The 24,056-nt window shown below is 70.5% G+C and carries 23 protein-coding genes and 1 pseudogene; 12 read left to right on the top strand and 12 right to left on the bottom strand.

Annotated features, from left to right (window positions below):
• Positions 1–151 precede the first annotated feature (151 nt).
• Positions 152–1,165: a LacI family DNA-binding transcriptional regulator gene (locus PV734_RS02790; RefSeq protein WP_319288664.1), complete on the bottom strand. Its 1,014-nt coding sequence runs from the start codon at positions 1,163–1,165 to the stop codon at positions 152–154.
• A gap of 202 nt (positions 1,166–1,367) precedes the next feature.
• Here PV734_RS02790 and PV734_RS02785 point away from each other — a divergent pair, with 202 nt between their 5' ends.
• From PV734_RS02785 to PV734_RS02775, 3 genes are all read left to right on the top strand, one after another.
• Entirely contained in the window at positions 1,368–4,055 is a 2,688-nt protein-coding gene (locus PV734_RS02785; RefSeq protein WP_319288663.1) for a cellulosome protein, read from the top strand.
• Positions 4,056–4,250: 195 nt separating this feature from the next.
• Complete coding sequence (locus PV734_RS02780) at positions 4,251–4,907, top strand: ATP-dependent Clp protease proteolytic subunit (protein WP_319091873.1); 657 nt, start codon at positions 4,251–4,253, stop codon at positions 4,905–4,907.
• Between the two features lies 1 nt (position 4,908).
• Positions 4,909–5,511, top strand: a complete 603-nt coding sequence (locus tag PV734_RS02775) for an ATP-dependent Clp protease proteolytic subunit (protein ID WP_319091872.1) — start codon at positions 4,909–4,911, stop codon at positions 5,509–5,511.
• Between the two features lie 28 nt (positions 5,512–5,539).
• On the opposite strand, the gene PV734_RS02770 is transcribed toward PV734_RS02775, so the two are convergent.
• On the bottom strand, positions 5,540–5,947 hold the full coding sequence (locus PV734_RS02770) for a helix-turn-helix transcriptional regulator (protein WP_319091871.1): 408 nt from the start codon (positions 5,945–5,947) through the stop codon (positions 5,540–5,542).
• Between the two features lie 103 nt (positions 5,948–6,050).
• Between PV734_RS02770 and PV734_RS02765 the strand changes: the two genes are divergently transcribed.
• Together PV734_RS02765 and PV734_RS02760 are read left to right on the top strand one after the other, a co-directional pair.
• The gene (locus PV734_RS02765) at positions 6,051–6,827 is read left to right on the top strand and encodes a class I SAM-dependent methyltransferase (protein ID WP_319288662.1); all 777 of its coding nucleotides are present in this window, start codon (positions 6,051–6,053) and stop codon (positions 6,825–6,827) included.
• Positions 6,828–7,115: 288 nt separating this feature from the next.
• Complete coding sequence (locus tag PV734_RS02760) at positions 7,116–8,003, top strand: RNA polymerase sigma factor SigF (protein ID WP_319091869.1); 888 nt, start codon at positions 7,116–7,118, stop codon at positions 8,001–8,003.
• Between the two features lie 76 nt (positions 8,004–8,079).
• Here the strand turns inward: PV734_RS02760 and PV734_RS02755 are convergent, their stop codons facing one another.
• Entirely contained in the window at positions 8,080–8,532 is a 453-nt protein-coding gene (locus PV734_RS02755) for an ATP-binding protein (protein ID WP_319091868.1), read from the bottom strand.
• A 103-nt stretch (positions 8,533–8,635) separates the two neighbouring features.
• A complete protein-coding gene (locus PV734_RS02750; RefSeq protein WP_319091867.1) occupies positions 8,636–9,955 on the bottom strand; it encodes a DUF6777 domain-containing protein in 1,320 nt (439 codons plus the stop codon).
• A gap of 161 nt (positions 9,956–10,116) precedes the next feature.
• On the opposite strand from PV734_RS02750, the gene PV734_RS02745 reads away from it, so the two are divergent.
• A complete protein-coding gene (locus PV734_RS02745) occupies positions 10,117–11,406 on the top strand; it encodes a streptophobe family protein (RefSeq protein ID WP_415924139.1) in 1,290 nt (429 codons plus the stop codon).
• 146 nt (positions 11,407–11,552) lie between these two features.
• Positions 11,553–11,855 (top strand): nuclear transport factor 2 family protein, encoded by a 303-nt coding sequence (locus PV734_RS02740; protein ID WP_319091866.1) that lies wholly within the window; start codon positions 11,553–11,555, stop codon positions 11,853–11,855.
• Positions 11,856–11,882: 27 nt separating this feature from the next.
• Here the strand turns inward: PV734_RS02740 and PV734_RS02735 are convergent, their stop codons facing one another.
• The 4 genes from PV734_RS02735 to PV734_RS02720 form a co-directional block, all read right to left on the bottom strand.
• Positions 11,883–12,908: a serine/threonine-protein kinase gene (locus tag PV734_RS02735; protein ID WP_319091865.1), complete on the bottom strand. Its 1,026-nt coding sequence runs from the start codon at positions 12,906–12,908 to the stop codon at positions 11,883–11,885.
• Positions 12,908–13,510, bottom strand: coding sequence for a hypothetical protein (locus PV734_RS02730; RefSeq protein ID WP_319288661.1), 603 nt, complete (start codon positions 13,508–13,510; stop codon positions 12,908–12,910). Before PV734_RS02730 ends, PV734_RS02735 begins: the two co-directional genes overlap by 1 nt.
• Positions 13,511–13,524: 14 nt before the next feature.
• Positions 13,525–15,876, bottom strand: a complete 2,352-nt coding sequence (locus tag PV734_RS02725) for an FHA domain-containing protein (RefSeq protein ID WP_319091863.1) — start codon at positions 15,874–15,876, stop codon at positions 13,525–13,527.
• A gap of 69 nt (positions 15,877–15,945) precedes the next feature.
• Positions 15,946–16,356: a hypothetical protein gene (locus tag PV734_RS02720; RefSeq protein WP_319091862.1), complete on the bottom strand. Its 411-nt coding sequence runs from the start codon at positions 16,354–16,356 to the stop codon at positions 15,946–15,948.
• Positions 16,357–16,687: 331 nt separating this feature from the next.
• Between PV734_RS02720 and PV734_RS02715 the strand changes: the two genes are divergently transcribed.
• Positions 16,688–16,984 carry a DUF1905 domain-containing protein gene (locus PV734_RS02715; RefSeq protein WP_319091861.1) on the top strand — a complete coding sequence of 99 codons (297 nt, stop codon included), beginning with the start codon at positions 16,688–16,690 and terminating at the stop codon, positions 16,982–16,984.
• Between the two features lie 38 nt (positions 16,985–17,022).
• Here the strand turns inward: PV734_RS02715 and mgrA are convergent, their stop codons facing one another.
• Positions 17,023–18,015, bottom strand: coding sequence for an L-glyceraldehyde 3-phosphate reductase (gene mgrA / locus PV734_RS02710; protein WP_319091860.1), 993 nt, complete (start codon positions 18,013–18,015; stop codon positions 17,023–17,025).
• 119 nt (positions 18,016–18,134) lie between these two features.
• On the opposite strand from mgrA, the gene PV734_RS02705 reads away from it, so the two are divergent.
• Both PV734_RS02705 and PV734_RS02700 read left to right on the top strand, forming a co-directional pair.
• Complete coding sequence (locus tag PV734_RS02705; protein WP_319091859.1) at positions 18,135–19,034, top strand: LysR family transcriptional regulator; 900 nt, start codon at positions 18,135–18,137, stop codon at positions 19,032–19,034.
• A 28-nt stretch (positions 19,035–19,062) separates the two neighbouring features.
• A complete protein-coding gene (locus PV734_RS02700; RefSeq protein WP_319288660.1) occupies positions 19,063–19,578 on the top strand; it encodes a mycothiol transferase in 516 nt (171 codons plus the stop codon).
• Here the strand turns inward: PV734_RS02700 and PV734_RS02695 are convergent.
• Together PV734_RS02695 and PV734_RS02690 are read right to left on the bottom strand one after the other, a co-directional pair.
• Positions 19,560–20,630, bottom strand: a complete 1,071-nt coding sequence (locus PV734_RS02695; protein ID WP_319091857.1) for an adenosine deaminase — start codon at positions 20,628–20,630, stop codon at positions 19,560–19,562. The two genes, PV734_RS02700 and PV734_RS02695, sit on opposite strands and share 19 nt — an antisense overlap.
• 75 nt (positions 20,631–20,705) lie before the next feature.
• The gene (locus PV734_RS02690) at positions 20,706–21,101 is read right to left on the bottom strand and encodes a VOC family protein (RefSeq protein WP_319288659.1); all 396 of its coding nucleotides are present in this window, start codon (positions 21,099–21,101) and stop codon (positions 20,706–20,708) included.
• Positions 21,102–21,294: 193 nt separating this feature from the next.
• On the opposite strand from PV734_RS02690, the gene PV734_RS02685 reads away from it, so the two are divergent.
• Entirely contained in the window at positions 21,295–22,176 is an 882-nt protein-coding gene (locus PV734_RS02685; protein WP_319288658.1) for a phosphatase PAP2 family protein, read from the top strand.
• Complete coding sequence (locus tag PV734_RS02680; RefSeq protein WP_319288657.1) at positions 22,112–22,819, top strand: dienelactone hydrolase family protein; 708 nt, start codon at positions 22,112–22,114, stop codon at positions 22,817–22,819. Before PV734_RS02685 ends, PV734_RS02680 begins: the two co-directional genes overlap by 65 nt.
• A gap of 152 nt (positions 22,820–22,971) precedes the next feature.
• Here PV734_RS02680 and PV734_RS02675 read toward each other — a convergent pair.
• Positions 22,972–23,919: pseudogene (locus PV734_RS02675) on the bottom strand (hydrolase); the annotation flags it as partial.
• Between the last annotated feature and the right edge of the window lie 137 nt (positions 23,920–24,056).

Below are 24,056 nucleotides of genomic sequence, written 5' to 3'. Positions count from 1 at the left end.
TGGTGCGGCCCATTGTGGTCGCTTTCACTTCGAGGACGGAGCCGGGCACGGCTTCTCGACATCGTCGGCGGAATTTTCTCGGATTTCCCGGTCAGGCCCTTCGGCCGCGCGACAACCACGATCCACCGGGGTGCCGAGCCGGAGTGCCCGCTCAGGGCGCCGGGGTGGGTCCGGTACTGGCGCGCAGGGAGATCGGCGGGGCGAGGAGGTGATGCCGGGCCGGTGTGTCGGGGTGGTCGAGACGCTCGACAAGCAGGTCGACGGCGAGGCGGCCCATCTGCTCGGCCGGTACGTCGGCCGCGGTGAGCTGCGGGGTCACGGTCTCGGCCCAGCGGCCGGCCACGACCCCGGTGAGGGAGAAGTCTCGCGGAATGTGACGGCCCGCCATGGCCAGGCCCCGGTAGAGACCGCCGAGCGCGGCCTCGTTCAGGGTGACCAGCGCCGTGGTCTCCGGGTCGTCGTGGAGGATCCGCTCCAGGCAATCCTGGCCGGAGGGGGCGTCGTCGCCGCAGCAGTACGTCCGCACGGTGAGCCCGCGTTCGGCCGCCGCCTTGGTGAAGCCGTCGAGGCCGCGGTGCGCCGACTCGTAGCCGGCCCGCAGCAGGTGCTCGGGCCGGTTCACGAGGGCGATACGGCGGTGTCCCAGGTCGGCGAGGTGGTTGACGCAGGCCGCCGCCAGCGCGGTGTGGTCCAGGCCGACCCACCAGTCCCGGTCCGCGTGTGCGGTGCGGCCGATGCAGACGGCGGGGAAGTTCTCCGCGCCCAGGTGGTCGACCCGGTCGTCCTGGAGCCTGATCTCCATCAGGATCGCGCCGTCGACCCGCCGCTCCCCCAGCAGCCGCTGGAACGAACGGTCGCTGTCCACCCCGCTCGGGGAGAGCAGCACGTCGTAGTCGTACGCCGCCGCGGCCTCCACCACACTGCCGATGAACTCCAGCTGCATGCCGGTGTAGTGGTTGCCCGCCGGCGGGAAGACCAGACCGATGGTGCTGGTACGACCGTTGGCCAGGGCTCGCGCACTCGCGTTGGGTCGGTAACCCAGCTCGTCGATCACCTGCTGGATCCTGCGCCGGGTCTCCTCCGACACCGAGCGCTTGCCGCTCAGCGCGTAGGACACGGTGCTCCGCGAGACCCCGGCCCGTTGGGCGATCTCCCCGATGTTCACGGCACTCCTTCGTCGAACCGGTTCGCGTGAGGGCAAATTAGGAGCGGCAGCCGCTCTTGTCAACGGCTGACGCAGATCTGCAAGCACCAGCCACCCTATCCGCGTTGAGGTATTGCCCAGCACTTTTCGGCAGTGCTAGCTTCCGGCACGCATCGTTCGAACCGGTTCGACACTCATCATGGCTCACCCCACGGAGACTTCAGTGCGACGCACCCGCAGCAGAACCAGTGCCGGCGCCACCGCCGTCACCGCCCTCGCCGCCCTGCTCGCCGTACCCGCGTCCGGCGGCACGGCCCGCGCGGCCCAGCCCGAGCAGCTCACCATCGACCTGGCCACCGACACCGGCGCCTTCCACGGCGGCGCCTCCGGCTCGCTGTACGGCGTCTACGGCGACGGCGTGCCCAGCCGCAACGTCCTGGAGGGCATGCACGTCCGCACGGTGTCGACCAAGGCACAGGACGGTCCCCAGCACCCCGGCGCGGACGCCCTCGAGATGCTGCCGCCGTTCGTGGACTCGGGCGGCAAGGACGTCTACGTCTACATGACCGACATCTACCGCGGTTTCCCCTACCAGTGGCCGGGCTCCGACGGGCCGGCCCGGCTCGCCGACTTCAAGGAGAAGATCAGAAAGCAGGTCGAACAGGTCCAGACCCTGGACAGCGCCTACAAGGACCACGTCGTCTACGTCCCCTTCAACGAGCCCGAGGGGAACATGTTCGGCACCGGCGAGTGGAGCTACGACAAGGTCTCCTGGCTGAAGGACCCGGGCGCCTACTTCGCGGCCTGGAAGGACGTCTACCGGCTCATCAAGGGCCTCGACCCCGACGCCCGCATCGCGGGTCCCAACACCAGCGTCCTCTACGAGCAGGTCAAGGGCTTCCTGCAGTACGCCAAGGCCAACGACGTCGTCCCGGACGTGATGACCTGGCACGAGCTGTCGTCGCCCGCCGCGGTCCGCACCAGCGTGGCCAGGTACCGGCAGATGGAGAAGGACGTCGGTGTCGGCCCACTGCCCGTCAACGTCAACGAGTACGGCCACAACTTCCACCTCTCCGTGCCCGGTCAGGTCGTGCAGTGGGTCTCCGCGATCGAGGACTCCAAGATCGACGCGGACCTCGCGTACTGGAACATCGACGGCAACCTCAACGACTCGGCGGTGGAGGCCAACAAGGGCAACGGCCAGTGGTGGCTGTTCAACGCCTACGGCCAGATGTCCGGCCACACGGTCGAGGTGACCGCCCCGCATCCCAACCAGCAGTACACGCTTCAGGGCGTCGCCACCCTCGACGAGGACAAGAGGCAGTCCCGGGCGATCTTCGGTGGCAAGAGCGGTGACGCGGACGTCGTCTTCCGGAACATCGACCCCAAGGTGTTCGGCGGGGCCGTGCACGCCACCGTGCAGGAGATCCCCTGGACCGGCCAGGTCGGCGACTCGGCCCAGCCCCTGCGCCTCGCCGAACAGGAGCTGACGGTCGGCGCGGACGGCACCGTCACCCTCCCGATGACCGGCATGAACGAGATGTCGGCCTACCAGGTCATCCTCTCCCCGGGCGGGCACGGCGCCGTGCCGGCCGAGCCGTCGGTGAGCTGGCGCGGGACGTACGAGGCGGAGAACGCCACCTACACCGGCGGCGGCTACTCGAAGAACGGCCCCGAGGGCACGCCCTCCAACGTCGGCGGGTTCGCCACCTCCGGGACGTACAACGTCGGCGGTCTGCGCACCGGTTCCGACGGGGTCCTCGGTTTCGACGTGGAGGTCCCGCAGGACGGCACGTACGACCTGAGCGTGTTCGCCAACTCCTACAACCTGTACGACCTGGTGAAGGAGCAGGGCCCCACCAACGTGTTCCTGCGGGTCGACGGCGCCGATCCGCAGGAACTGCGGCTGCCGCTCGGTTACAAGTGGGTGGTCTGGGGCCACACCGACACCACGGTGAGGCTCACCGCCGGAAAGCACCGCATCACCCTCGCCGCGAAGGACCCCGACCTGGGCGTCACCAGGGGCGACGCCATCATCGACAAGGTCGACCTGTCACTGCGGGACGCCCGTGTGACCGCACCGGCCGTCTACGAGGCCGAGTACGCCACGCTCACCGGAACCCGGCCCGTCTACACCCGCCCCGGTGCCTCGGGTCCCGGCGCGGTGCCACTGGGCAGGGGCGGCGCCGCGACCTTCTGGGTCCACTCCCCCACCGACGGTGAAGCGACCGTGTTCGTCGACCACCTGGGCGGCGGCAGGGCGAGTCTGTCCCTCAACGGCGAGAAACTCGACGTACCCCAGGTCGGGGGCGACAAGAAGGGCACCGGCCGGATACGGATGTTCCTGTCCGGCGGCATCAACAAGATCACCGTCACCGGCGCCTCCCGCGCCCTGGTCCTCGACCGGCTGCGGGTCGCCCGGACCGGAGACACCCTGACCACCAGGGTCTACCAGGCGGAGGACGGCCGGCTCTCCGGCGCCGCCAGGGTGACCGACGCCTACCCCTTCGCCACCGGCGGCAGGGCGGTCACCGGTATCGGCGACGGCAGGGCGAACGCCCTCACGGTCGACGTCGTCGCGGACCGGGGCGGGCGGCACGCCGTGACCATCCGTTACTCCAACGCCGAGCAGGCGCCCGCCACGCACTACAACCCCGATCCGATCGCCCGGCACGCCGACCTCTCGGTCAACGGCGGACCCGCACACCGGGTGCTGTTCCCGACGACCTTCCACTTCGACAACTTCTGGGAGCTGACCGTCCCGCTCACCCTGAGGAAGGGCACCAACCGGCTCACCTTCACCGCCGAGGAACTGCCCGACTTCAACGGCGACACGTACAACCAGTACGACCAGCGATCCCCGTACGCGCCGGTCATCGACCGGGTCGCCGTCACTCCCCTGGCGCGGTAGCGGTCCGCCCGGCGGGCCGGCCCGGGCCGTTCGCGGCCCGGGCCCTCTGCTGTCGGCGAATCTGCTGCGGGCCGAGAAATCCGCCGACGGCGTCGGGTCGGACCGAGAGTGGGTGAGTGCGGAGAGATCCGCCGCACGAGAACCACGACCCACGATCGACAACCCGAAGACTCGACAACTCGACGAGGAGCCCCGATGTCCCCACTCACCGCCGCCGGTCCCTGGCCGGCGCTGCTGCCCCGGGCCGAGGAGGGCGACACCCCTCCCTCCCGGTTCGACGACCATCTCGCCGCCCAACTGCTCGCCCAGCGCATCGTGTTCCTCGGTACGCAGGTCGACGAGGTCTCGGCGAACCGGATCTGCGTCCAGTTGCTCCTGCTGTCGGCGGAGGACCCGCGCACTGACATCAGCCTGTACATCAACAGCCCCGGTGGCTCGGTGACGGCGGGCCTCGCCATCTACGACACCATGCAGCTGATCCCGAACGACGTGTCCACGCTCGCCATGGGATTCGCGGCCAGCATGGGCCAGTTCCTGCTCAGCGTGGGCGCGCCCGGCAAGCGGTACGCGCTGCCGAACGCGCGGATCATGATGCACCAGCCGTCGGCCGGGATCGGCGGCACCACCTCCGACATCGAGATCCAGGCGGAGAACCTGGAGTTCACGAAACGGACCGTCGAGCGCCTCACCGCCGAGCACACCGGCCAGAGCGAGGAGACGATCTCGCGCGACGGCGACCGCGACCGCTGGTTCACGGCCGAACAGGCGCTGGAGTACGGCATGGTGGACCAGGTGGTCGGCTCACTGGCCGATGTGCGCCCCGCCGCCTCACGACGACGGATGGGGCTCTGACATGGGGACGTACACGATTCCGAACGTCGTGGAGCGCACCCCGCAGGGTGAGCGGTCCTACGACGTGTTCAGCCGCCTGCTGTCCGAGCGGATCATCTTCCTCGGCACCGAGATCGATGACGGCGTCGCCAACGTCGTCATCGCGCAACTCCTGCATCTGGAGTCCTCGTCGCCCGAGCAGGAGATCGCGATATACATCAACTCGCCCGGCGGCTCGTTCACTTCGCTCATGGCGATCTACGACACGATGACCTACGTACAGGCGCCGATCTCGACGTTCTGCGTCGGCCAGGCGGCCTCGACGGCCGCGGTACTGCTGGCCGGGGGCGATCCGGGGCGCCGGTTCGTGCTCGAACACGCGCGGGTGCTGCTCGGCCAGCCGGCCAGCAGCGGACACCGGGGCATGGTCTCCGATCTCGCCGTGCAGGCAAGGGAGATGGTCCGTATCCGCGCGCAGGTCGAGGAGGTGCTCTCCCGGCACACGCACCACGATGTGGCGACGCTGCGCGCGGACATGGACCGCGACAAGGTGTTCACCGCCGCCGAGGCGGTGGCCTACGGGCTGGCCGACGAGGTGGTGAGCCGACGCCTCGTCGGCGTCTGACGGGGAGGCACCACCGACGGGCGAGCCGCTAGGCGACCAGGCACAGCCCGTTGTACGGCGCCGAGTTCGTCGTACGCGCCCGGGTGCGGCCTCGGGTGTGCCGGGTCAGTTCGCTCTGGGCCAGGGACAGCAGATCTCCCAGGCCCAGGCCGAGGGCGTGGGCGGCAGCCGCGAGGACCTCCGAGGAGGCTTCCTTGCGGCCCCGCTCCAGCTCCGACAGATACGGCATGGAGATCCTGGCCTCGTCCGCCACATCCTTCAGGGTGCGTTCCTGGGCGAGCCGTTCGCGACGCAGCACGTCGCCGACCAGGTCGCGGAAGAGCGGTTCCCTGGGAGCGGGCGGCGCCGGGGACTCCGTACGGGCGGGAGCCGGTGCCTGTGTGGTCCTGGGGCGCAGCTGGATGACTCGGGCCTGGTCGGGCGCTTGATTGCTCACCTCCTCAGCCTAAAAGCCGTCGCTTCCGAGGGAAGGGGTCTGCATTCTGCCCTGGGTGGAATCACCACGGCAGGACGCACCGGAAGCCGGAGGAGAGACGGACATGCTGCGTGACACGTTCGACGAGGTGGCGGAACTGTACGACCGGGCCCGTCCCCGGTATCCCCGGGGCCTGGTGGACGACCTGGCCCGAGCAGCCGGCCTCGGTCCGGGCAGCCGTGTCCTGGAGATCGCCCCGGGTACGGGCCAACTCACCGTCCCGCTGGCCGCGTTGGGCTGCGCCCTCACGGCCGTCGAACTGGGCCCGTCCCTGGCTGCCGTGGCCCGGCGCAATCTGCGGACGTTCCCGCTGGCGGAGGTGACGGTCGCGGACTTCGAGCACTGGCCGCTGCCGGCCGAGCCGTTCGACCTGGTCGTCTGCGCGACCGCGTTCCACTGGCTCGATCCGGCGGTACGGCTGCCCAGGATGGCTCGGGCGCTGCGGCCGGGCGGGCTGCTCGCGCTCGTCACCACGCACCATGTCAAGGGCGGCACCGTCGACTTCTTCGAGCGGGTACAGCGGTGCTACGAGATGTGGGACCCGGCCACGCCGCCCGATCTGCGGCAGGTCGACGAGGCCGACACGGCGACGGACATCCGCGAGTTGGAGAACTCCGAGTACTTCGACCGGGTCACCGTCCGCCGCCATGCGCGGGACATCGCGTACTCCGTGGACGAGTACATCGACGTCCTGCTCACCTACTCGGGCCACCGCGCGCTCGACGCGCCCTCGCGCGCCGGTCTGCTCGCCGACATCCGGGACCTGGTGGAGACGCGGTACGGCGGCCGGCTCACCAAGCGCTACCTCCACGAGCTGATCACGGCGACACGGGTTCCCTGATCCGCGCCACGACGGCGGGGAAGCCGGACGCGGCCGGGTTCCCTACGTCGATGCCTCGGCCGGCGCACCGCAATCGCCCCACGGTCCCTACGCCGGTAGCACGACCGGCCCCGTGGTCCTTTCCGCCAGGTCAACACCCGTGATTCCGCGAGCTCATCCCACCTCGTGTCCACTCGTCTTTTGCACGGGGCAACATTTGCGGCATGTATGGCGCTCGACCGGGTACGCGCAGTCGGGAACCGTTCCATCGTCCGCAGCTCGATGTTTTCGTGGGAGAGGTAACAGGTAATGGACACCACCATGATCCGGTCGAAGGCAGAGGTCGTCGAGGACACCGCCGGAGCCAGGACGGGTGACGCCCCGCTGCCCGAACTCGCGGAACCGCGAAAGGTCGCCCCGCGTGACGCGCGGGAGCTGTCCCGCCAGTTCTTCAGGCGCCTGACCGAACTCGAGGAGGGGACGCGGGAATACCAGTACGCGCGCAACACCCTGATCGAGATGAACATGTCGCTCGTGCGGTTCGCCGCCGGGCGTTTCCGGAGCCGTGGCGACGACATGGAGGACATCGTCCAGGTCGGCATGATCGGTCTGATCAAGGCCATCGACCGGTTCGAGCTGACCCGTGAGGTGGAGTTCACCTCGTTCGCGGTGCCTTACATCGTCGGTGAGATCAAGCGGTTCTTCCGCGACACGACGTGGGCGGTGCACGTGCCGCGCCGACTTCAGGAACTGCGTGTCGAGCTGGCCAAGGCCCGCGAGGAACTGGCGAGCAGGCTGGACCGTGATCCGACGGTCGCCGAACTCGCCACCCTGATGAACCTGCCCGAGAACGAGGTGGTCGAGGGCCAGATCGCCGCCAACGGCTACAACTCCTCATCGCTCGACGCCGCCTTGACCGGAGACGGGCCCGATGACGGCGAGGCGGTCCTCGCCGACTTCATCGGGGTCGAGGAGCACGGGATGCGACTGGTCGAGGACTTTCAGTCGCTGGCCCCGCTGCTCGCCGAACTCAGCGACCGGGACCGGCAGATCATCCATCTGCGGTTCGTCGAGGAAGCCACCCAGGCGGAGATCGGTGAGCTGCTCGGCTGCTCACAGATGCATGTCTCCCGGCTGATCAAGCGCATCATCACGCAACTGCGTGAGGGCATGCTCGGGGAACTCGACTACGCCTGATCGGCCGGTCGGCACCCGGCACATCACGTTCGACCAGTTCGGCCGATGAGCCGAGACCCGCAAGTCGGGTCTCGGCTCATCGGCCGAGCGGCACGACCGCCCGGACGTACTTGCCGACCGGCACCCGTCCTGCGGTCACCTCGGCGGCGAGTGCGTGCACGATCTCCAGACCGTGTCGGCCGATCCGCTGCGGGTCCCGGGGGTAGCGGACGGGCAGCGCGGCACTGCTGTCGTACACGGACACCGTCACCGAGGTGTCCGTGCCTTCCAGATCGAGGACGTAAGGGCCGTGGCTGTGCCGGTCCGCGTTGGTGACCAGCTCGCTCACCACCAGAAGCAGATCACCGTCGACGCGCTCGTCGGTCGGGGCGCACCATTCCTTCCTCAGCTGTTCGAGGAAGACCTCCGCGAAGGCGCGGGCCTCGGCGATGCAGCCCGGATCACCGGTGAAGTGCGTCGCCCGTCGCAACGGTTCGACGGAGACACCCGAACCACTCGGTATCACTGGCCCGCCCAGGTGTTCGATCATGTGGCGCTCTCTCGGTGCCCGGGTCCGGCCGGACCCGGTCGCACACTGCTCGTACCCCGAGTCCCGCGTCGCACTCCCCCTGTCCCCGGGCCCCCGCCGTACCTCAGGAGGACGACGGGGCGAAGGCCGACTCCGGCGTCGCGTCGGAGCCGCCGCCGTCGGGCGGCGACTGGGGCGACCCGAGCGCCGAGGACGGCGGCTGGACGGCCGGAGGTGCGGAGGAGGGCGGGCTCGATGTCGGCGGGCAGGGCTTGGCCGACGGGCTCGCGGTGCCCGGCGCTGCCGGGGACGCGGGCGACGCCGGCGGACTGGCCGAGCCGGTGGGCGCGGACACGCACGGCAGTGGGGACTGCGGCGGCACCAGACCAGGGGCCTCGGACGTCGGCTCCGAGGACTCCGCCGAAGGCTCCGAGGGCGTCGGAGAACTCACCGACGGGGTCGGCGGGCCGGTCGGAGGCTCGCTAGGCGGCTCGGTCTTCTGGTCGTGCCTGCCCGTGTCGCCGTGGTGGCGGTGGAACCAGTCGCCGCGGTCGGGGTCGTAGACGACGAAGACGTTGATCACCGTGGTGGCGGGCGCCACGACGACCACGTTCGACGAGCGGTACGCCGGCCAGGTGTCTCCCGCCGGACTCGGGACAGTCCGCTGTCGCACCGGGTCGGTGAGCGGGTTGCCGCAGGCGCAGCGCACGCGCGGCCGGCCCCGGTCGTCGACGAGGACGGCCGTGCCTGTCTGGAGGACCGCCTGATAGTTCGTGGCGGCGGCGTCCCGGTAGCCGTGGTTGGTGACGCGGGTGTCCATGCGCAGTTGCACGGGGGTGAGCGAGCGGAGATACGCGGGGACCCCGGCGGGCCGCAGGCCGAGGACCGAGGCGAACGCTCCGTTCTTCGCGGGTGCGGCGCCGAGTACCCGGATCTGCTTCTCCACGTCGCAGCTGGCGACCTTGCGGGTGCCGCCGTAGAGGCCTGCCGCGTCACCGTCCACGCGTCGGACGGTGTTCGTGGCGACCGTTTCCGAGCCCGTGGCGGTGGGGGGCGTTAGCGGTGGGGCGGAGCTGTCCTTGGCCGTGGACTCGGTGAAGGGGTCGGGGCCCGACCTGTCCGCGGCCTGGAGGAAGACCTCGCCGCCCGCCGCCTGGTCGGAGGTGCCGTCGGGGCGGGTGAGAACGACGATCAGGACCACGGCGGCCATGACCGCCGTGACGAGTACCGCGACGCGGGGCACCGACCTCCACCAGGGCGGGTGCGGCTCGGGCCCCGGTCCGGTTCCGGGTCCGCCGCCCTCGCCTCCGTCACCGCCGTGCGACCCGCCGCCGCGGTCGGCGGGCGGCTGGGTCGGGGGCCCGGCGGGCGGCTGAGAGGGGCCTGACAGGGGGCCGGAGGGCGGTCCTGTGGGACGACCGGAGGACGGCTGTTCGACGCTCACGGGCTCTTCTTCCGACGTGGGCTCCTGCGGCATACGCGCTAACTTCTGCCGCTTTCTTCCACAATGTGCCCATTGTGTACTCCGGCCCTGCCCCCTCCGCAAGCGGACGCCCCTGCTCCTCCCGACAGGCGCACCACCCGTGTGCTGCTTAGCGTGGCAGGGTGAGCACCCGAACCCCCGCTTCCGTGCCGACGCTCGCCGAGGGGCGGACCGTCTCCCGCCACGGCTGGGTACAGGCCATGGCCGCGGTGCTGACCGGACTGGGTGCCATGGTGCTGGTCGCCGGGCTGGGACTGTGGGCGGCCGGCGCGGGCGATCTGCCGGACGGCGCCTTCCCCCGGGTCGTCGCCGCCACCGTCGTCGCGGCGGTCGGCGGAAGCGTCGGCCTCACGGGCGACGCCGGAGACCTCGCCGAGACAGCGGGCGGTCTGACCGTGATGCCGCTGTCGGTGACGCTGGTGGGGGCGCTCGTGACCGGCGCGGGATTTCTGCGCCCGCTGCGGCACCGAGCTGTCGCCGGGGCTCGCGAGCTGGCCGGCTGGGCGGCGCGCGTCGCCGTCCTGTGGCTGCTGGGTCTGACCGGTCTGGCGTTCGCGGCCCGCCAGACCTTCGCGGTCTCGCTGGGCGACGGAACGCTCGGCGACGTCGGCGACCTCCTCGGTGCCTCGCCGCGGATCGGCTTCAGTACGGATGTACCGCCGACGCTCCTCGCGGGTCTGCTGTGGCTGGCGGCGGTACTGGCGCTCGCCCTGCTGGTCTCGCGCGGGGCCCCGCTGCCCGCGCGGCTGCTGCGCTTCCAGGAGTCGGTACGTCCCGCCGCGTACGCCATGGTCGTGCTGCTGCTCGTCTTCGTGGCCCTCGGGATCGTGATCGGTCTCGTCGTGGCGGTGACGCGTGGCCAGCCCGCGCAGTCGCTCGCGCTGGTGCTGCTGGGCATGCCGAACCTGGCCTGGCTCGCCCTCACCACCGGCCTGGGCGCCACCTGGGAGGGGCGCGTCGACGGCCCCTTCGGGCTGCCGATGCCGCACGTCCTCGACGAGGTGCTGCGTACCCCGGACACCGCCACGCTCAACCTGAGCACCCTCTCCGGCTACGACGGCAAGGTGTGGTGGCTGGTGGTCGTCGACGCCGTGCTGCTGCTGGCCGTCGCGTTCCTGATGGCGGCGCGCTCACCGGCCAGGACGCGGGCCTGGCAGCATGCCGTGCACATGGCGGTCGCGCTGGCGCTGACAGTCCTGACGATCTGCCTGCTCGGCCGGATCTCCGCCCACTACGGACTGTCCGTACTCGGCATCGGAGACCTCGGCGGCAACCTCTCCGGCAGCCTGTTCCTGCGCCCGCGAATGTGGGGCGCGCTCGGCCTCGCCCTGCTGTGGGGGCTGGTCACCGGGTTCCTGGGCTCGCTGCTCGCCCGGCGGGTGCACCGGCGGGGAAAGGTCGAAAACCGGTAGGCGGGGTTCCGGCCGCCGTGGGAGCGGGGCCCCCATGGCGCTGACTGTCGAAGACCGGCCGGCCGTCACGGAGTTGATCGCACCGCACGGTCACCTCGTCGACGAAGGACACCTCGAGCGCGCGGCGGAGGTGTTCGCCCCGGGACGTGGTGTACGACCTCTCCGACTTCGGCCAGGGCCGGGTCACCGGCCTCGCCGCGCTCATGGACGCCTCACTCGCGCTCGGCTCGGCGAATCCCGTGGCCCACCACGTCACGAACGTGGTCGTCGCCGAGACGCCCGACGGCCGGGTGCACGCGCGCTCCAAGGGGCTGGGCGTCAGGGCGGACGGAACCTGCGGCTCGGTGACGTATGAAGACACGCTGGTGCGGGTCGACGGGGGCCGGCGCATCTCGTACCGGAAGGTGTCGGCGCGGCGGGTGCCGTTGGGCGGGCTCGGGCAGAGCTGACGCCGACCGCACCGCCTCTAGGCCCGGTCACTCCGGCCGGCCCGGTCGCCGGGGACCGTGCCGGATGAACACCGGGCGCGCCCAGGACGGCGGCCTCGGAGGCCGTTCCTCGCCGGGCTCGGGCAACCGCACCACCTGGGTGGGCGCGTGGTCCGCGTGCACGGCCCCCGTCGAGGCCGCGCGGAGTGCGGCGACGAAGTCGAGGCAGGAGTCGTAGCGGTCGTCGGGGCTCTTGGCCAGGGCCTTCGCGAACACCGGGTCGACGGCTGCGGAGAGGTCGGGGCGCTGCTCGGTCAGCGGGGGCGGCTCGTCGTACTGGTGCGCCCACAACAGGGCCATGTCGTCGTCGCGTCGGAATGGCGGATGGCCCGCCAGGAGCTCGTGGACGACGCACGCGAAGCCGTAGACGTCGCAGCGGCCGTCGACCGGACGCCCCGAGATCTGCTCGGGGGACACATAGTCGAGGGTGCCGACGAACTGGCCGACGGTCGTGAACCCGGTGAGTGACAGCGACTTCTTCGTCAGGCCGAAGTCGGTGAGGTAGACGTGCTCGGGGTGGTCGCTGTCGGTGCCCCTGGCGACCAGGATGTTGCCGGGTTTGACGTCCCTGTGGACCAGGCCGTGGTCATGGGCCGCGTCGAGCGCGGACGCCACCTGGGCGGCGATACGGGTGGCGGCGGCGAGCGGCAACGGGCCCTCCCTGTCGAGGAGATGACGCAGGTCGCTGCCTTCGACGTACCGCATCGCGATGTAGAGGACGCCGTCCGTCTCGTCGGCCTCGAAGACCGGGACGATATGCGGATGGTCGATCGCGGCGGCCACCCGGGACTCGTGTGTGAAGCGTTTGCGGAAGGTGTCGTTGCGGGCCAGTTCCGGGGCGAGGAGTTTCAGGGCGACGGTCCGGTCGAGCCGCAGGTCCCTGGCCCGGTAGACGACGGCCATGCCACCGCGGCCGATCTCCTCCTCGACGCGGTAGCCGGCGATCTGCCTGCCGAGCAGGTCGGAGGGGCGTCCGGAGTGCGACCGCGTGTCGTGGTCCGGGTCGCGTGCCATCAGCAGCCTCCGCCGGCGCTGCCGATGCCGTCGTCCCTGACAACCTGGGTGGGCGCGTGGCCCGGGTCGGGCACCACCTGGGTCGGCTCCCGGGCGGGGGCCGCGGGTTCCCGGTCGGCGGCGTACGTGGTCAGCCGGGCGCCGTCGGTGTACACCCAGCGCTCGTGCTCGGCGTCGTACAGCCACACGGACTCCCCGTCGACGACGATCCCGATCCGCTGTCCGCGCGTGCGCCCCCGGAACGACTCCCGGTCGAGCGCGCCCCCGGTCAGCTCCTCCACGGCGCCGCGGTACCGGGCCAGCGCCTGTTCGGCGCGGGCGAGCAGGGGGCGGGGGTCCGCGGTGCGGGCCAGCGGGGCGCCGGCGGCGGGCGGGTCCTGCGGAACGGCGACCAGGAGCCGTCCGTCGACCCAGGCGGACCAGCCGTTCGCGCACCGGACGTGCCCCCAGTCACCGCGCCGCTCGACCAGTTCGACCGGCAGCAGCGCGTCGAGTGCCACGGTGGGCCGGGAGGGGTCGGGCTCCTCCCAGGCGGCCAGGCCCTCCCCCGGAACGACGTGCGTGGGCCGGAACCCGGAGATCTGGTGTCCCGGGGACGTCATCTCACCCACCCCCTCTACTTCCGCATGACGGCCGGTTCGTGCCGCCGCAGCAGTCGCAGGACCAGATAGCCGAACACCGCCGAGAGGACGAGCAGCATGCCCGCGTCGATCAGCCAGACTCCGGCCGAGTGTTCGAACAGCGGGTCGCCGGTCAGCTCGCCCGGGACGATCCGCGACAGCCCGATCGTGCCCGCCATCGCGCCGAGCGCCCACCGTGAGGGCACCAGCCAGGAAAGCTGTTCGATGCCGGGAACGCCGTCGAGTTTCAGCAGGGCCCCGCAGAACACCACCTGGACGATGGCCAGCAGCACGAGCAGCGGCATCGTCACCTCCTCCTTGCGGACGAGCGCCGAGACCAGCAGGCCGAGCATCATCGCCGTGAAGGAGAGCAGCGCGACGGCGACCGTGATCTCCACGAGGGGTGGCATCAACACGCCTTTGCCGCCGGGCGCGTTGAGGTCGACGCCGAACAGGCCGACGAGGGTCAGCACGACGGCCTGGGCGACGGTGATCGTCCCCAGGACCACGACCTTCGACATCAGGTACGCCGATCTGGACAGCCCGACAGCCCGTTCACGCTGGTAGATGACCCGTTCCTTCACCAGCTCGCGCACCGCGTTGGCCGCTCCGGTCAGGACGCCGCCGACGCACAGGATGAGCAGCGCGTTCATCGCCGTCTCCTGGGTCAGCCGGCTGCCGGCCAGTGCCCTGGCCATGGCGCCCATCACGAACGGCAGCGCGATCATGATGGCGAGGAAGGTGCGGTCGGCGCCGAGCGCGGCCGTGTAGCGGCGGACCAGGGTGCTCAGCTGGGCGCCCCAGCTCTGCGGCTTGGGCGGGGACGGGGCGGCGTCGACCGGACCGGACCTCGGCAGCCGGGGCTGCGCGGTCGAGTCGGCGATGTACTGCCGGTGCAACCGCGAGGTCCGGTACTCCCCCGCCCAGTCCCTGTCCCGGTCGCGCTCGAAGGCCTCGAACGCCTCCGGCCACTGCTCGTACCCGAAGAAGGCGAGGGTGTCCTCTGGCGGCCCGTAGTAGGCGACCCTGCCGCCCGGAGCGAGGACGAGCAGCCGGTCGCACACGTCGAGGCTGAGCACGCTGTGGGTGACGACGATGACGGTCCGGCCGTCGTCGGCGAGGCCGCGCAGCATGTGCATCACCGAGCGGTCCATCCCCGGGTCGAGACCCGAGGTCGGCTCGTCGAGGAAGAGCAGCGACGGCTTGGTGAGCAGTTCGAGGGCCACACTGACGCGCTTGCGCTGTCCGCCGGAGAGGCTGTGCACGGGTTGGCGGACGCGCTGTTCCAGGCCGAGTTCGCGCACCACCTCGTCGACGCGGGCCCGTCGCTCCGCTTTCGCGGTGTCCTGCGGGAAGCGTAGTTCGGCGGCGTACGTGAGGGCTCCGCGCACGGTCAGCTGGGCGTGCAGGATGTCGTCCTGCGGCACCAGGCCGATGCGCTGGCGGAGTTCGGCGTAGTCACGGTAGAGGTCGCGCCCGTCGTACAGGACCGTGCCGTGGTCGGCGGGGCGCTGACCGGTCAGGGCGTTGAGGAGGGTGGACTTGCCGGCGCCACTGGGGCCGACGACCGCGAGCAGGCACTTCTCCCCCACCGGGAAGGACACGTCCTCCAGGAGCGTCTTGCGGCCGTGGTCGACGGCGACGGTGAGGTTCTGGACGTCGAGGGAGACCTCGCCGGTGTCCACGTACTCCTGGAGCTGGTCGCCGACCAGGCAGAACGCGGAGTGGCCGACGCCGACGATGTCACCGGGCATGACCGTCGCCCGGGCGACGGGCCGACCGTTGAGGAACGTGCCGTTGTGGCTGCCCAGGTCGACGATCTCGTACGTCCCGTCCGGGTGGGCCCGCAGTTCGGCGTGCCGGCGGGAGACGAGGAGGTCGTCGACGATCAGGTCGTTGTCGTCGGCGCGGCCGATGCGGACGGTACGGGCGGACAGGGGCCGGACGGTGGTGGGCTGCCGGAAGGTGCCGGTCAGGGAGGGCATCGAGACGCCGGCGACCGCCGAGGGGCGTTCGCGGACGGGCGGGGGCGGACTGAGGAGAACGGCCCGTGGCCCGTCGGCGAGGCTGCCGAAGCACAGCACGCTGCCGGGGCCGACGTCCCGCTCGTGGACGCGCTGCCCGTCGGCGTACGTGCCGTTCGTGCTGTTCTCGTCCTGGACCTTCCAGTGGCCGTCCTCGGGCCGCAGCACCGCGTGGTGCCACGAGACCCGGGCGTCGTCGATGACGATCTCGCTGAGCGGGTCGCGTCCGACGCGATAGTCGTGGCCCGGACTCATCACCGTGGAGCCCGTCTCCGTCTCCAGGACGAGTTCGGGCGCGGTCGGCGCGACCGAGCGGTCTACCATGACCAGAATTCTAGCGATTCGTTCGTATATACGCCTGGCCAGCCTGGATCGGTGCGGGGGCCCGGCCGGTCAGGCGACCGGCACGACCAGGGACGGGTTGGTCCGCTGCATGCGCAGCGCGTCGACGGACTCGGCGAGCAGTTCGTATTCCGTGGTCTCGTCGTACGTGGCGATCCGCACGAGCCGGCCGGCCGCCAACTCGTCGGCTACCAGCTCCTGTTGGTACGGGTCCATCGCCCAGGCGCGCATCAGGCCGGGCACGTCGGGCACGGTGGCGGCGACCGGGACTAGCGAGTTCGGGGGGAAGTACGGTTCGTCGGGCTGCGGATCGAGCCGTTCGGCGATCCAGCTCGCCCGGTCCCGTAACCACCACAGAGCCAGCGCCAGAGTCGGCGCACGGTACGTACCCAGCGGTACCCCGATGCGCCGGCCGGCGCAGACGCCGTACGCCGTGACATGACAAAGGAACTCGTCGTGCACGATCTTTCCCCCGATCGCCTACCGGCCCTGCCTCGCTTTCCCTGCGGCCCACACGCTGTACCGCGTTGGTGCTGGTCACTCGATGGTCCACTTGGTGCAGTGTTCTACCAGTTGAGTATCTTCACTATTGACACTCCGTCACCACGCCTTTCCAGCCAGTTTCCAGGCTTTCTCCTGGCATATTCCTGACAGGTATGGACCGGAATCCGACGCGACGGCCTCTTCTCCCGCCGACGGATCCCGGAGGTTTCACGAAGATCGTGGGATTCGCGATGAGTTTTCCGCTTCCCAGTGGTCTCTTCAGTGAAGACCACTGGAAATGGAGGGCCCCATGGCCACCAGCGAAAAAGTTGACAAGCTCGACGAGGAATTCACAGCCGTGCTGTGCAAAAGCCCGGCAGAGGGGGGCTGGACCTACCTGGTCTGGCCGGAATCCGTCACGTACTTCGGTACCCGCGGCCTGGTCAAGGTCGGCGGGACGATCGACGGACACCCTTTCCGCAGCTCGTTCATGGCGCTGGGCGACGGCACCCACAAACTCCCCGTGAAGTCCGAGATCCGGAAAGCCATCGGAAAGGAAGAGGGCGCCACCGTGACAGTACGGCTGACCGAGCGGTTCCGTTCATAACGGAACACGGCAAGGCCGCCGCCCACGCCGAACGGAGATCAGGCCTTGATGACCGCGTCGATCCGGGCCAGCTCCTCGTCGGAGAACTCCAGGTTGCCGATGGCCGCCACGCTGTCCTCGAGCTGCTGCGGGCTGCTGGCGCCCACCAGCGCGGAGGTGACCCTGCCGCCGCGCAGAACCCACGCCAGGGCCAGCTGAGCCAGGCTCTGACCGCGGGACCTGGCAATGCCGTCGAGGGTGCGCAGCTGCTGCACAAGGTCCTCGGTGATCTTGTCGGAGTTCAGGAAGGGGCTGTCGCTCGCCGCCCTCGAGTCCGCCGGGATGCCGTCGAGGTAGCGGCCGGTGAGCAGGCCCTGCTCCAGCGGGGAGAAGACGATGGAACCGACCTGGAGCTCGTCAAGCGCGTCCAGCAGACCCTCGTCCTCCGGGCGGCGGTCCAGCATCGAGTAGCGGGGCTGGTGGATCAGGAGCGGGGTGCCCAGCTCGGCGAGGATGCGCGCGGCCTCCCGGGTCTGCTCCGCGGAGTAGTTGGAGATGCCGACGTAGAGCGCCTTGCCCTGCTGGACCGCCGTGTGCAGGGCGCCCATCGTCTCCTCCAGGGGAGTCTCCGGGTCGGGGCGGTGCGAGTAGAAGATGTCGACGTGGTCGAGGCCCATACGGGTCAGGCTCTGGTCGAGGGAGGAGAGCAGGTACTTGCGCGAGCCCCATTCGCCGTACGGGCCCGGCCACATGAGGTAGCCCGCCTTGGTGGAGATCACGAGCTCGTCGCGGTACGGGGCGAAGTCGGCCTTGAGGGCCTCGCCGAGCGCGGACTCGGCGGCGCCGGGCGGCGGGCCGTAGTTGTTGGCCAGGTCGAAGTGCGTGACGCCGAGGTCGAAGGCGCGGCGCAGGATCGCCCGCTGGGTGTCGACCGGGCGGTCGGGGCCGAAGTTGTGCCACAGGCCGAGCGACAGCGCGGGAAGCTTCAGGCCGCTGCGTCCGGTGCGCCGGTAGGGCATCTCCGCGTAGCGGTCGGTGTGTGCGGTGTACAACGCGACTCCAGAGGGGTTGGCACAGGTGATGCGATCTTTACCGGTCCCACTCTTCCCCGCGGACGGGCAGTGGTCCAACAGGAGAATCCGATGGTATTCAGCGGCTAGGCTTCTCAATCATGGAACTACGCCATCTCCACCACTTCGTCGCGGTCGCGGAGGACCAGCACTTCACCCGGGCCGCCGAACGGCTGATGGTGTCCCAGTCGGGCCTGTCGGCCTCGATCCGCGCGCTGGAGCGGGAACTGCAGACCCCGCTGTTCGTACGTACCACCCGCCGGGTGACGCTCACCCCGGCGGGACGTGCGCTGCTGGGCGAGGCCGAGCGGATCCTCGCACAGGTGCGGTCGGCCCATGAGGCGGTGGCCGCGGTGCAGGGGGTGCTGCGCGGCATGCTCGCGCTGGGTTCCGAGCAGTGCATCGCGGGAGTGCATGTGGCGGGGGTCCTCGCCGCGTTCCGGCGGCTGCACCCGGACGTCGAGATCTCACTGCGGCAGGCGGGCGCGGGCGCGTTGGCGGAGGAGGTGGCCGCCGGGCGTCTGGACCTGGCCTTCGCGGTCCGTGGGACGCAGGAGGAGACCGACCAGTTGCGCGCCGTACCGCTGAGCAGCGAGTCGATGACCGTGCTGTGCCATCCGAGCCATCGGCTCGCGGTGGCCGGCGCGGCCGTGACCCCGGAGGACCTGGGCGGTGAGGTGTTCGTCGACTTCCACCCGGACTGGGGGCCGCGCCGCACCACCGACGCGGTCTTCGCCGAGGCGGGCGTGCGCCGGACGGTCGCACTGGAGGTCAACGACGTGCACAGTCTCCTCGACCTCGTGGACGAGAACCTCGGTGTGGCCGTCGTACCCCGGCACTTCCGGCACAAGCGCGAGACGCTGACGGCCCTCCCGGTCAAGGGCACCGGCGAGACCGTCTACGAGACGGTCGCCCTGCTGCCGCCCTCCCCGGCGACCAGTCCCGCCGCGCGGGCGCTCATGGCCCTGCTGGAAACCGAGCCGGCGTCCACGGGCGCGTGACGGACCGGAATACGGGAAGGTGGACCCCATGGACGCGAAGGACATCCTCATCGACGGGTACACCCGCATCCGGGAAGAGGTCCACGCCGCCGTCGAGGGCCTGGGCGCCGACGAGCTGGGCCACCGCCCCGGCCCCGACGCGAACTCCGTCGCCTGGCTCGTGTGGCACCTCACCCGGGTCCAGGACGACCATGTGGCCGACGCCTTCGGGCTCGACCAGGTGTGGCTGACCCAGGACTGGGAGAAACGCTTCGGCCTCGGCCTGAAGCCCCATGACACCGGGTACGGTCACACCTCCGCGCAGGTCGCCGAGGTAAAGGTCGACTCTCCCGGACTGCTGACCGGATACCACGACGCGGTGCACGCCCAGAGCCTGGAAGCCCTGCGCGCCCTGACCGCCGAGGACCTGGAGCGCGTCGTCGACGAGCGCTGGGACCCGCCGGTCACTCTCGGCGTACGGCTGGTCAGCGTCCTGGCCGACGATCTTCAGCACGTCGGCCAGGCCTCCTACCTGCGGGGACTGCTTCAGAGCGCCGAGGCGTAGCCCGGCAGGACGACGTCCTGGATGAGGGCGTTGCGCTCTTCGAACGGGATGAACGCGCTCTTGACGGCGTTCACGGTGACCGTGCGCAGGTCCTCGACCGTCCAGCCGGCCTCTTCGACCAGCAGGGACATCTCGCGGGTCATCGTCGTACCGGAGACCAGACGGTTGTCGGTGTTGAGGGTGACGCGGAAACCCAGGTCGCGCAGGGCGGTGATGGGGTGCTCGGCGATCGACGTGGCCGCGCCCGTCTGGAGGTTGGAGGTCGGGCACATCTCCAGGGCGATCCGACGGTCGCGCACCCAGCCCGCGAGGTGGCCGAGCTTGCCGTCCACGATGTCCTCGGTGATGCGGACGCCGTGGCCGATGCGCTGGGCGCCACAGACCTGGAGGGCCTGGTGGATGCTGGGCAGACCGTGGGCCTCGCCGGCGTGGATGGTGAACGGCACGCTCTCGCTGCGCAGGTGTTCGAAGGCGGCGAGGTGGTCGGCGGGCGGGAAGCCGTCCTCGGCGCCCGCGATGTCGAAGCCGACGACACCGGCGTCCCGGAAGGCGACGGCCAGATCGGCGGCCTCACGGACACGGTCGAACATGCGCATCCCGCACAGCAGCGTTCCGACCCGGACCGGGGTGCCCGCGGCGGCGGCTTTCGCCATACCCGCCGCCAGGCCCTCCTGGACGGTCTCGACGACCTCGGACAGGGTCAGGCCGCCGTTCACGTTCAGTTCGGGGGCGTAACGCACCTCGGCGTAGACGACGCCGTCCTCGGCGAGGTCGAGGACGTACTCCTCGGCGGTGCGCAGCAGGCCCTCGCGGGTCTGCATCACGGCGAGGGTGTGCTCGAAGGTGGCTATGTAGCGCACCAGGTCACCGGAGTTGGCGGCCTCGTAGTACCAGGCGGCGAGCTCGTCCGGGTCGGTGGTGGGCAGGGTGTGACCGATCTCCGCGGCGAGCTCGACCAGGGTGGCGGGGCGCAGGCCACCGTCGAGGTGGTCGTGCAGAACGGCTTTGGGGAGGCGGCGAAGGGTGGCGGTGTCGACGGTGGACGCGGTCATGTGCGGTGGTTCCTCGGCAGGTGGTGATGCGGTGGGTGGGTGACGTCGGTGGGGCGGGTCGGTCGGTGGGGCGGGTCAGTCGGTGGCGGGCTGGAGGAGGTCCCAGCGGTTGCCGTAGAGGTCCTGGAAGACGGCCACCGAGCCGTACGGCTCATGGCGTGGCTCCTCCAGGAAGATCACGCCGGCGGCGCTCATCCGGGCGTGGTCGCGGGCGAAGTCGTCGGTGTGCAGGAAGAAGCCGACCCGTCCGCCGGTCTGGTCACCGATCCGGGCCCGCTGGTCCTCGTCCTTGGCGCGGGCGAGCACCAGGCCGGTGCCCGTCTCCGCGGTGCCCGGCTCGACGACGACCCAACGTGAGCCGTCGGGGCGCGGGCTGTCCTCGGCCAGCCGGAAGCCGAGGGCGTCGGTGTAGAAGCGGATCGCCTCGTCGTAGTCGCCGACGACGAGGGTGACCAGGGCGATGCGTCTCACGAACTCTCCTCGGCCTCTCGGCCTTTCGACGTGCTGATTGCGGTGGGCTGTTCGACCGACGCCCGATCGACGTGCGGTTGACGGGTGAGGTTATACGTAACACGCATGGTGTGTCATCTCCGCGCCCTCGGATGTGAGCTCCTTCGCCCCATGGTCCCGGGAACGATCGGCGGGACGAGATCGTCGAGCAGGTGTGAACCGTGAGCAGGCCGTCGCGAGGGCCGGCTCCCCGGCGCTGGGGAGCATGGCCGCTTTCGTGCTGCTCGCGTTGCTGGCCGTCACGATCACGATGCAGGGCGGCGGCACCCTCTTCGGCGACCGGGAGCTGCTCAACTGGTCGCTCGCCCACCGCCCTGACACGGCGGTCACCCTCGCCCGGCTGTTGACCCACACCGGCACGGGCTTCGTTCCGTACGCCCTGGTCGCGCTCGCCGGTTGTCTGCTCGGCCACACCCCACGGCAGCGGATCCAGGCAGCCGCCGCCTGTCTGGCCTGTCTGGTCGCCGCCCAGGCGGTGCGGTTCTCGTTGATGGCGCTGCTGACCCGTCCCCGGCCCGCGACGGCACACTGGGCGACGGACGCCGGCCACTGGTCGTTCCCCTCGGGCCACACGACCACGTCGGCCGTCACCGCGGGACTGCTCGTCCTCGCCGTGTGGATACGGGCCCCTCGCGGCCGGCACCTGATCGCCGCCGGGATCGGCTGCTGGGGCCTGCTGATCGGGCTGACCAGGGTCTATCTGGGCGTCCACTGGTTCTCGGACGTCGTCGGCGGCTGGCTGTTCGCCGTGTGGTGGCTGGGCATGACTGCGTACGGGGTGACGCGCTTCGCACCGGCCGCGTGGGCGGAGGTGCTGCGCGGCGACGGAGTCCGGGCGCGCGGGGTGCTGCTGCCCGGCATGCCGGGGCCGGGATCAGGGGCCGCGTTCGCTCGTGGCAGCGTGGGGATCGCGTCGGGGTCGGATCGCGGCGCGCCAGCACCGAGCACTGCCCTCCCAGGAGTTGACCGCCATGTCAGAGCTGCCGAAGACGACCGGATCGCCCTCCCACCAGAACGTGACGTTCCCCAGCGCTGACAGCACCGCGCACGGCTACTTGGCGCTGCCTCCGTCCGGCAGCGGACCCGGTGTCATCGTCATCCAGGAGTGGTGGGGCCTGACCGACCACATCGCGGACGTCACCGACCGGCTCGCGCAGGAGGGCTTCGTCGCCCTCGCACCCGACCTCTACGGCGGCAATGTGGCGCACGAGAGCGCCGAAGCGCTGCGCATGGTGCAGGCGCTGCCGGTACCGAAGGGCGTCGAGCTTCTCTCCGGCGCGGTCGACCATCTGCTGGCGCGGCCGGAGGTCACCTCGAGGACGGTCGGTTCGGTCGGGTTCTGCATGGGCGGCGGATTCGTCCTCCACCAGGCGGCGGCCGACCCGCGCGTCAGCGCCGCCGTGCCGTTCTACGGACTGATCAGGGGCGAGCTGCCCGACTTCTCCGGGCTGAAGGCCGAGGTGCTCGGACACTACGGCGAACTCGACGCGAGTATCCCGGCGGAGAGCCTCGACGTACTGCGCGAGGCCATCAAGGCACAGTCCGGTATCAGCCCTGACCTGCGTGTCCACCCGGCCGACCACGCCTTCTTCAACGACTCCCGCCCGGTGTACGACGCCGAGTCGGCGGCCTCGGCGTGGCAGAGCACAGTGCCGTTCCTGAAGGAGCGGGTGCGCTGAACGCCGGTGGGCCGAACATGGGTGAGTGACTGACGCGACGGCGGGCGGGCCGGGGTGATTCCCCGGGCCCGCCCTGACCGCAACGGCCGTGTACGCCGGCTCGATCCCGTACGGCGGTGCCGTCTCGTACGTCGGTGCCGTCCCGCAGGTCAGCCGCTCGCGCCCGCGAGCCACGCCGTGGCGTTGAGGGCGAGAGGGGCGTTGGTGGCGCCGCTGTCGTTCCAGCCGTCGTAGAGGGTGTTGCCGGACTGGCCGGTGCCGTCGTCGATCGGGGAGCTGTCGCCCCAGAACGCGATCCGGCCGCTGCCGAAGGTGCTGGTCAGGAAGAAGGCACCGGTGTTGCCCGAGTAACCGGAGCGGTAGAGCAGGCCCTTGACGGCGGAGTTGTCGGCGGGCTTGAGGGTGGCCGTCGTACCGCTGGCGATGAGGCTCTTGGTGACCGTGCCGAAGGTGCCGTGGAGAACCGGGTTCGAGGCGGCGCTGATCGCCGCCGGATACCCGGAACTGATGCTCAGGGAGTCGATGGAGAAGCCGAACGGGTCGGTCGAGTCGACACTGTTGTTGGTCATCAGGTCGTTGAGGATCTCGACGGCGTCCTCGCCGTCGTTGTTGCGGTCGGCGCCCGTGTGGTCGGAGATCATGAAGAGTCCGCCGCCGTTCTGGACGAACTTCATGATGGCGGTCTTCTCGGCCGTGGTGAACAGCGTGTTGGGTTCGGGGAGCACGAGCGTGTCGAACTTGGACAGGTCGGTCGCCGTGGAGCCGCCGTAGGCGAGGGCGGAGCCCGAGGGCAGCGTCTTGAGGCTGTAGTCGCCGGTCTGCTGGAGGGCTACACCCCAGGAGGAGAGCGCGCCTGTCCAGTCGCTCTCGTCGGAGGGTGCGGAGTCCTCGGAGAGCGGATCGGGCTGGCTCTTGGAGATGATCCAGTCGGCGTTGCCGGCCGTCTCGGCGTGGGCGTTGTCGAACAGGATGCGGTGGGGGGTGGCAGCGGTCGCGGCTGTCGCGGTGGCGGTGGCCTGGACTGCGACGCCGGTGGCGATCAGGCCGAGCACGGCCAGGGCCGAGGTGATTCTGTGCCTGGACCCGGTGATTGCGTACATCTGGCATTCCTCCATGGGTGGGGGGAGAGCTGGGGGAAGGCGGTGCGGGTGCGGTGCGTGTGACGAATCTGCGCGCGTAGACCGGGCGTTGACGACCCCCGGGTGCACACAAGGCAGGACCGTACCGACAAGATCGA

It is taken from the genome of Streptomyces sp. AK08-02 (assembly GCF_033795085.1).
GTDB lineage: Bacteria > Actinomycetota > Actinomycetes > Streptomycetales > Streptomycetaceae > Streptomyces > Streptomyces echiniscabiei.
This window is presented reverse-complemented; position numbering and strand designations above follow the sequence as displayed.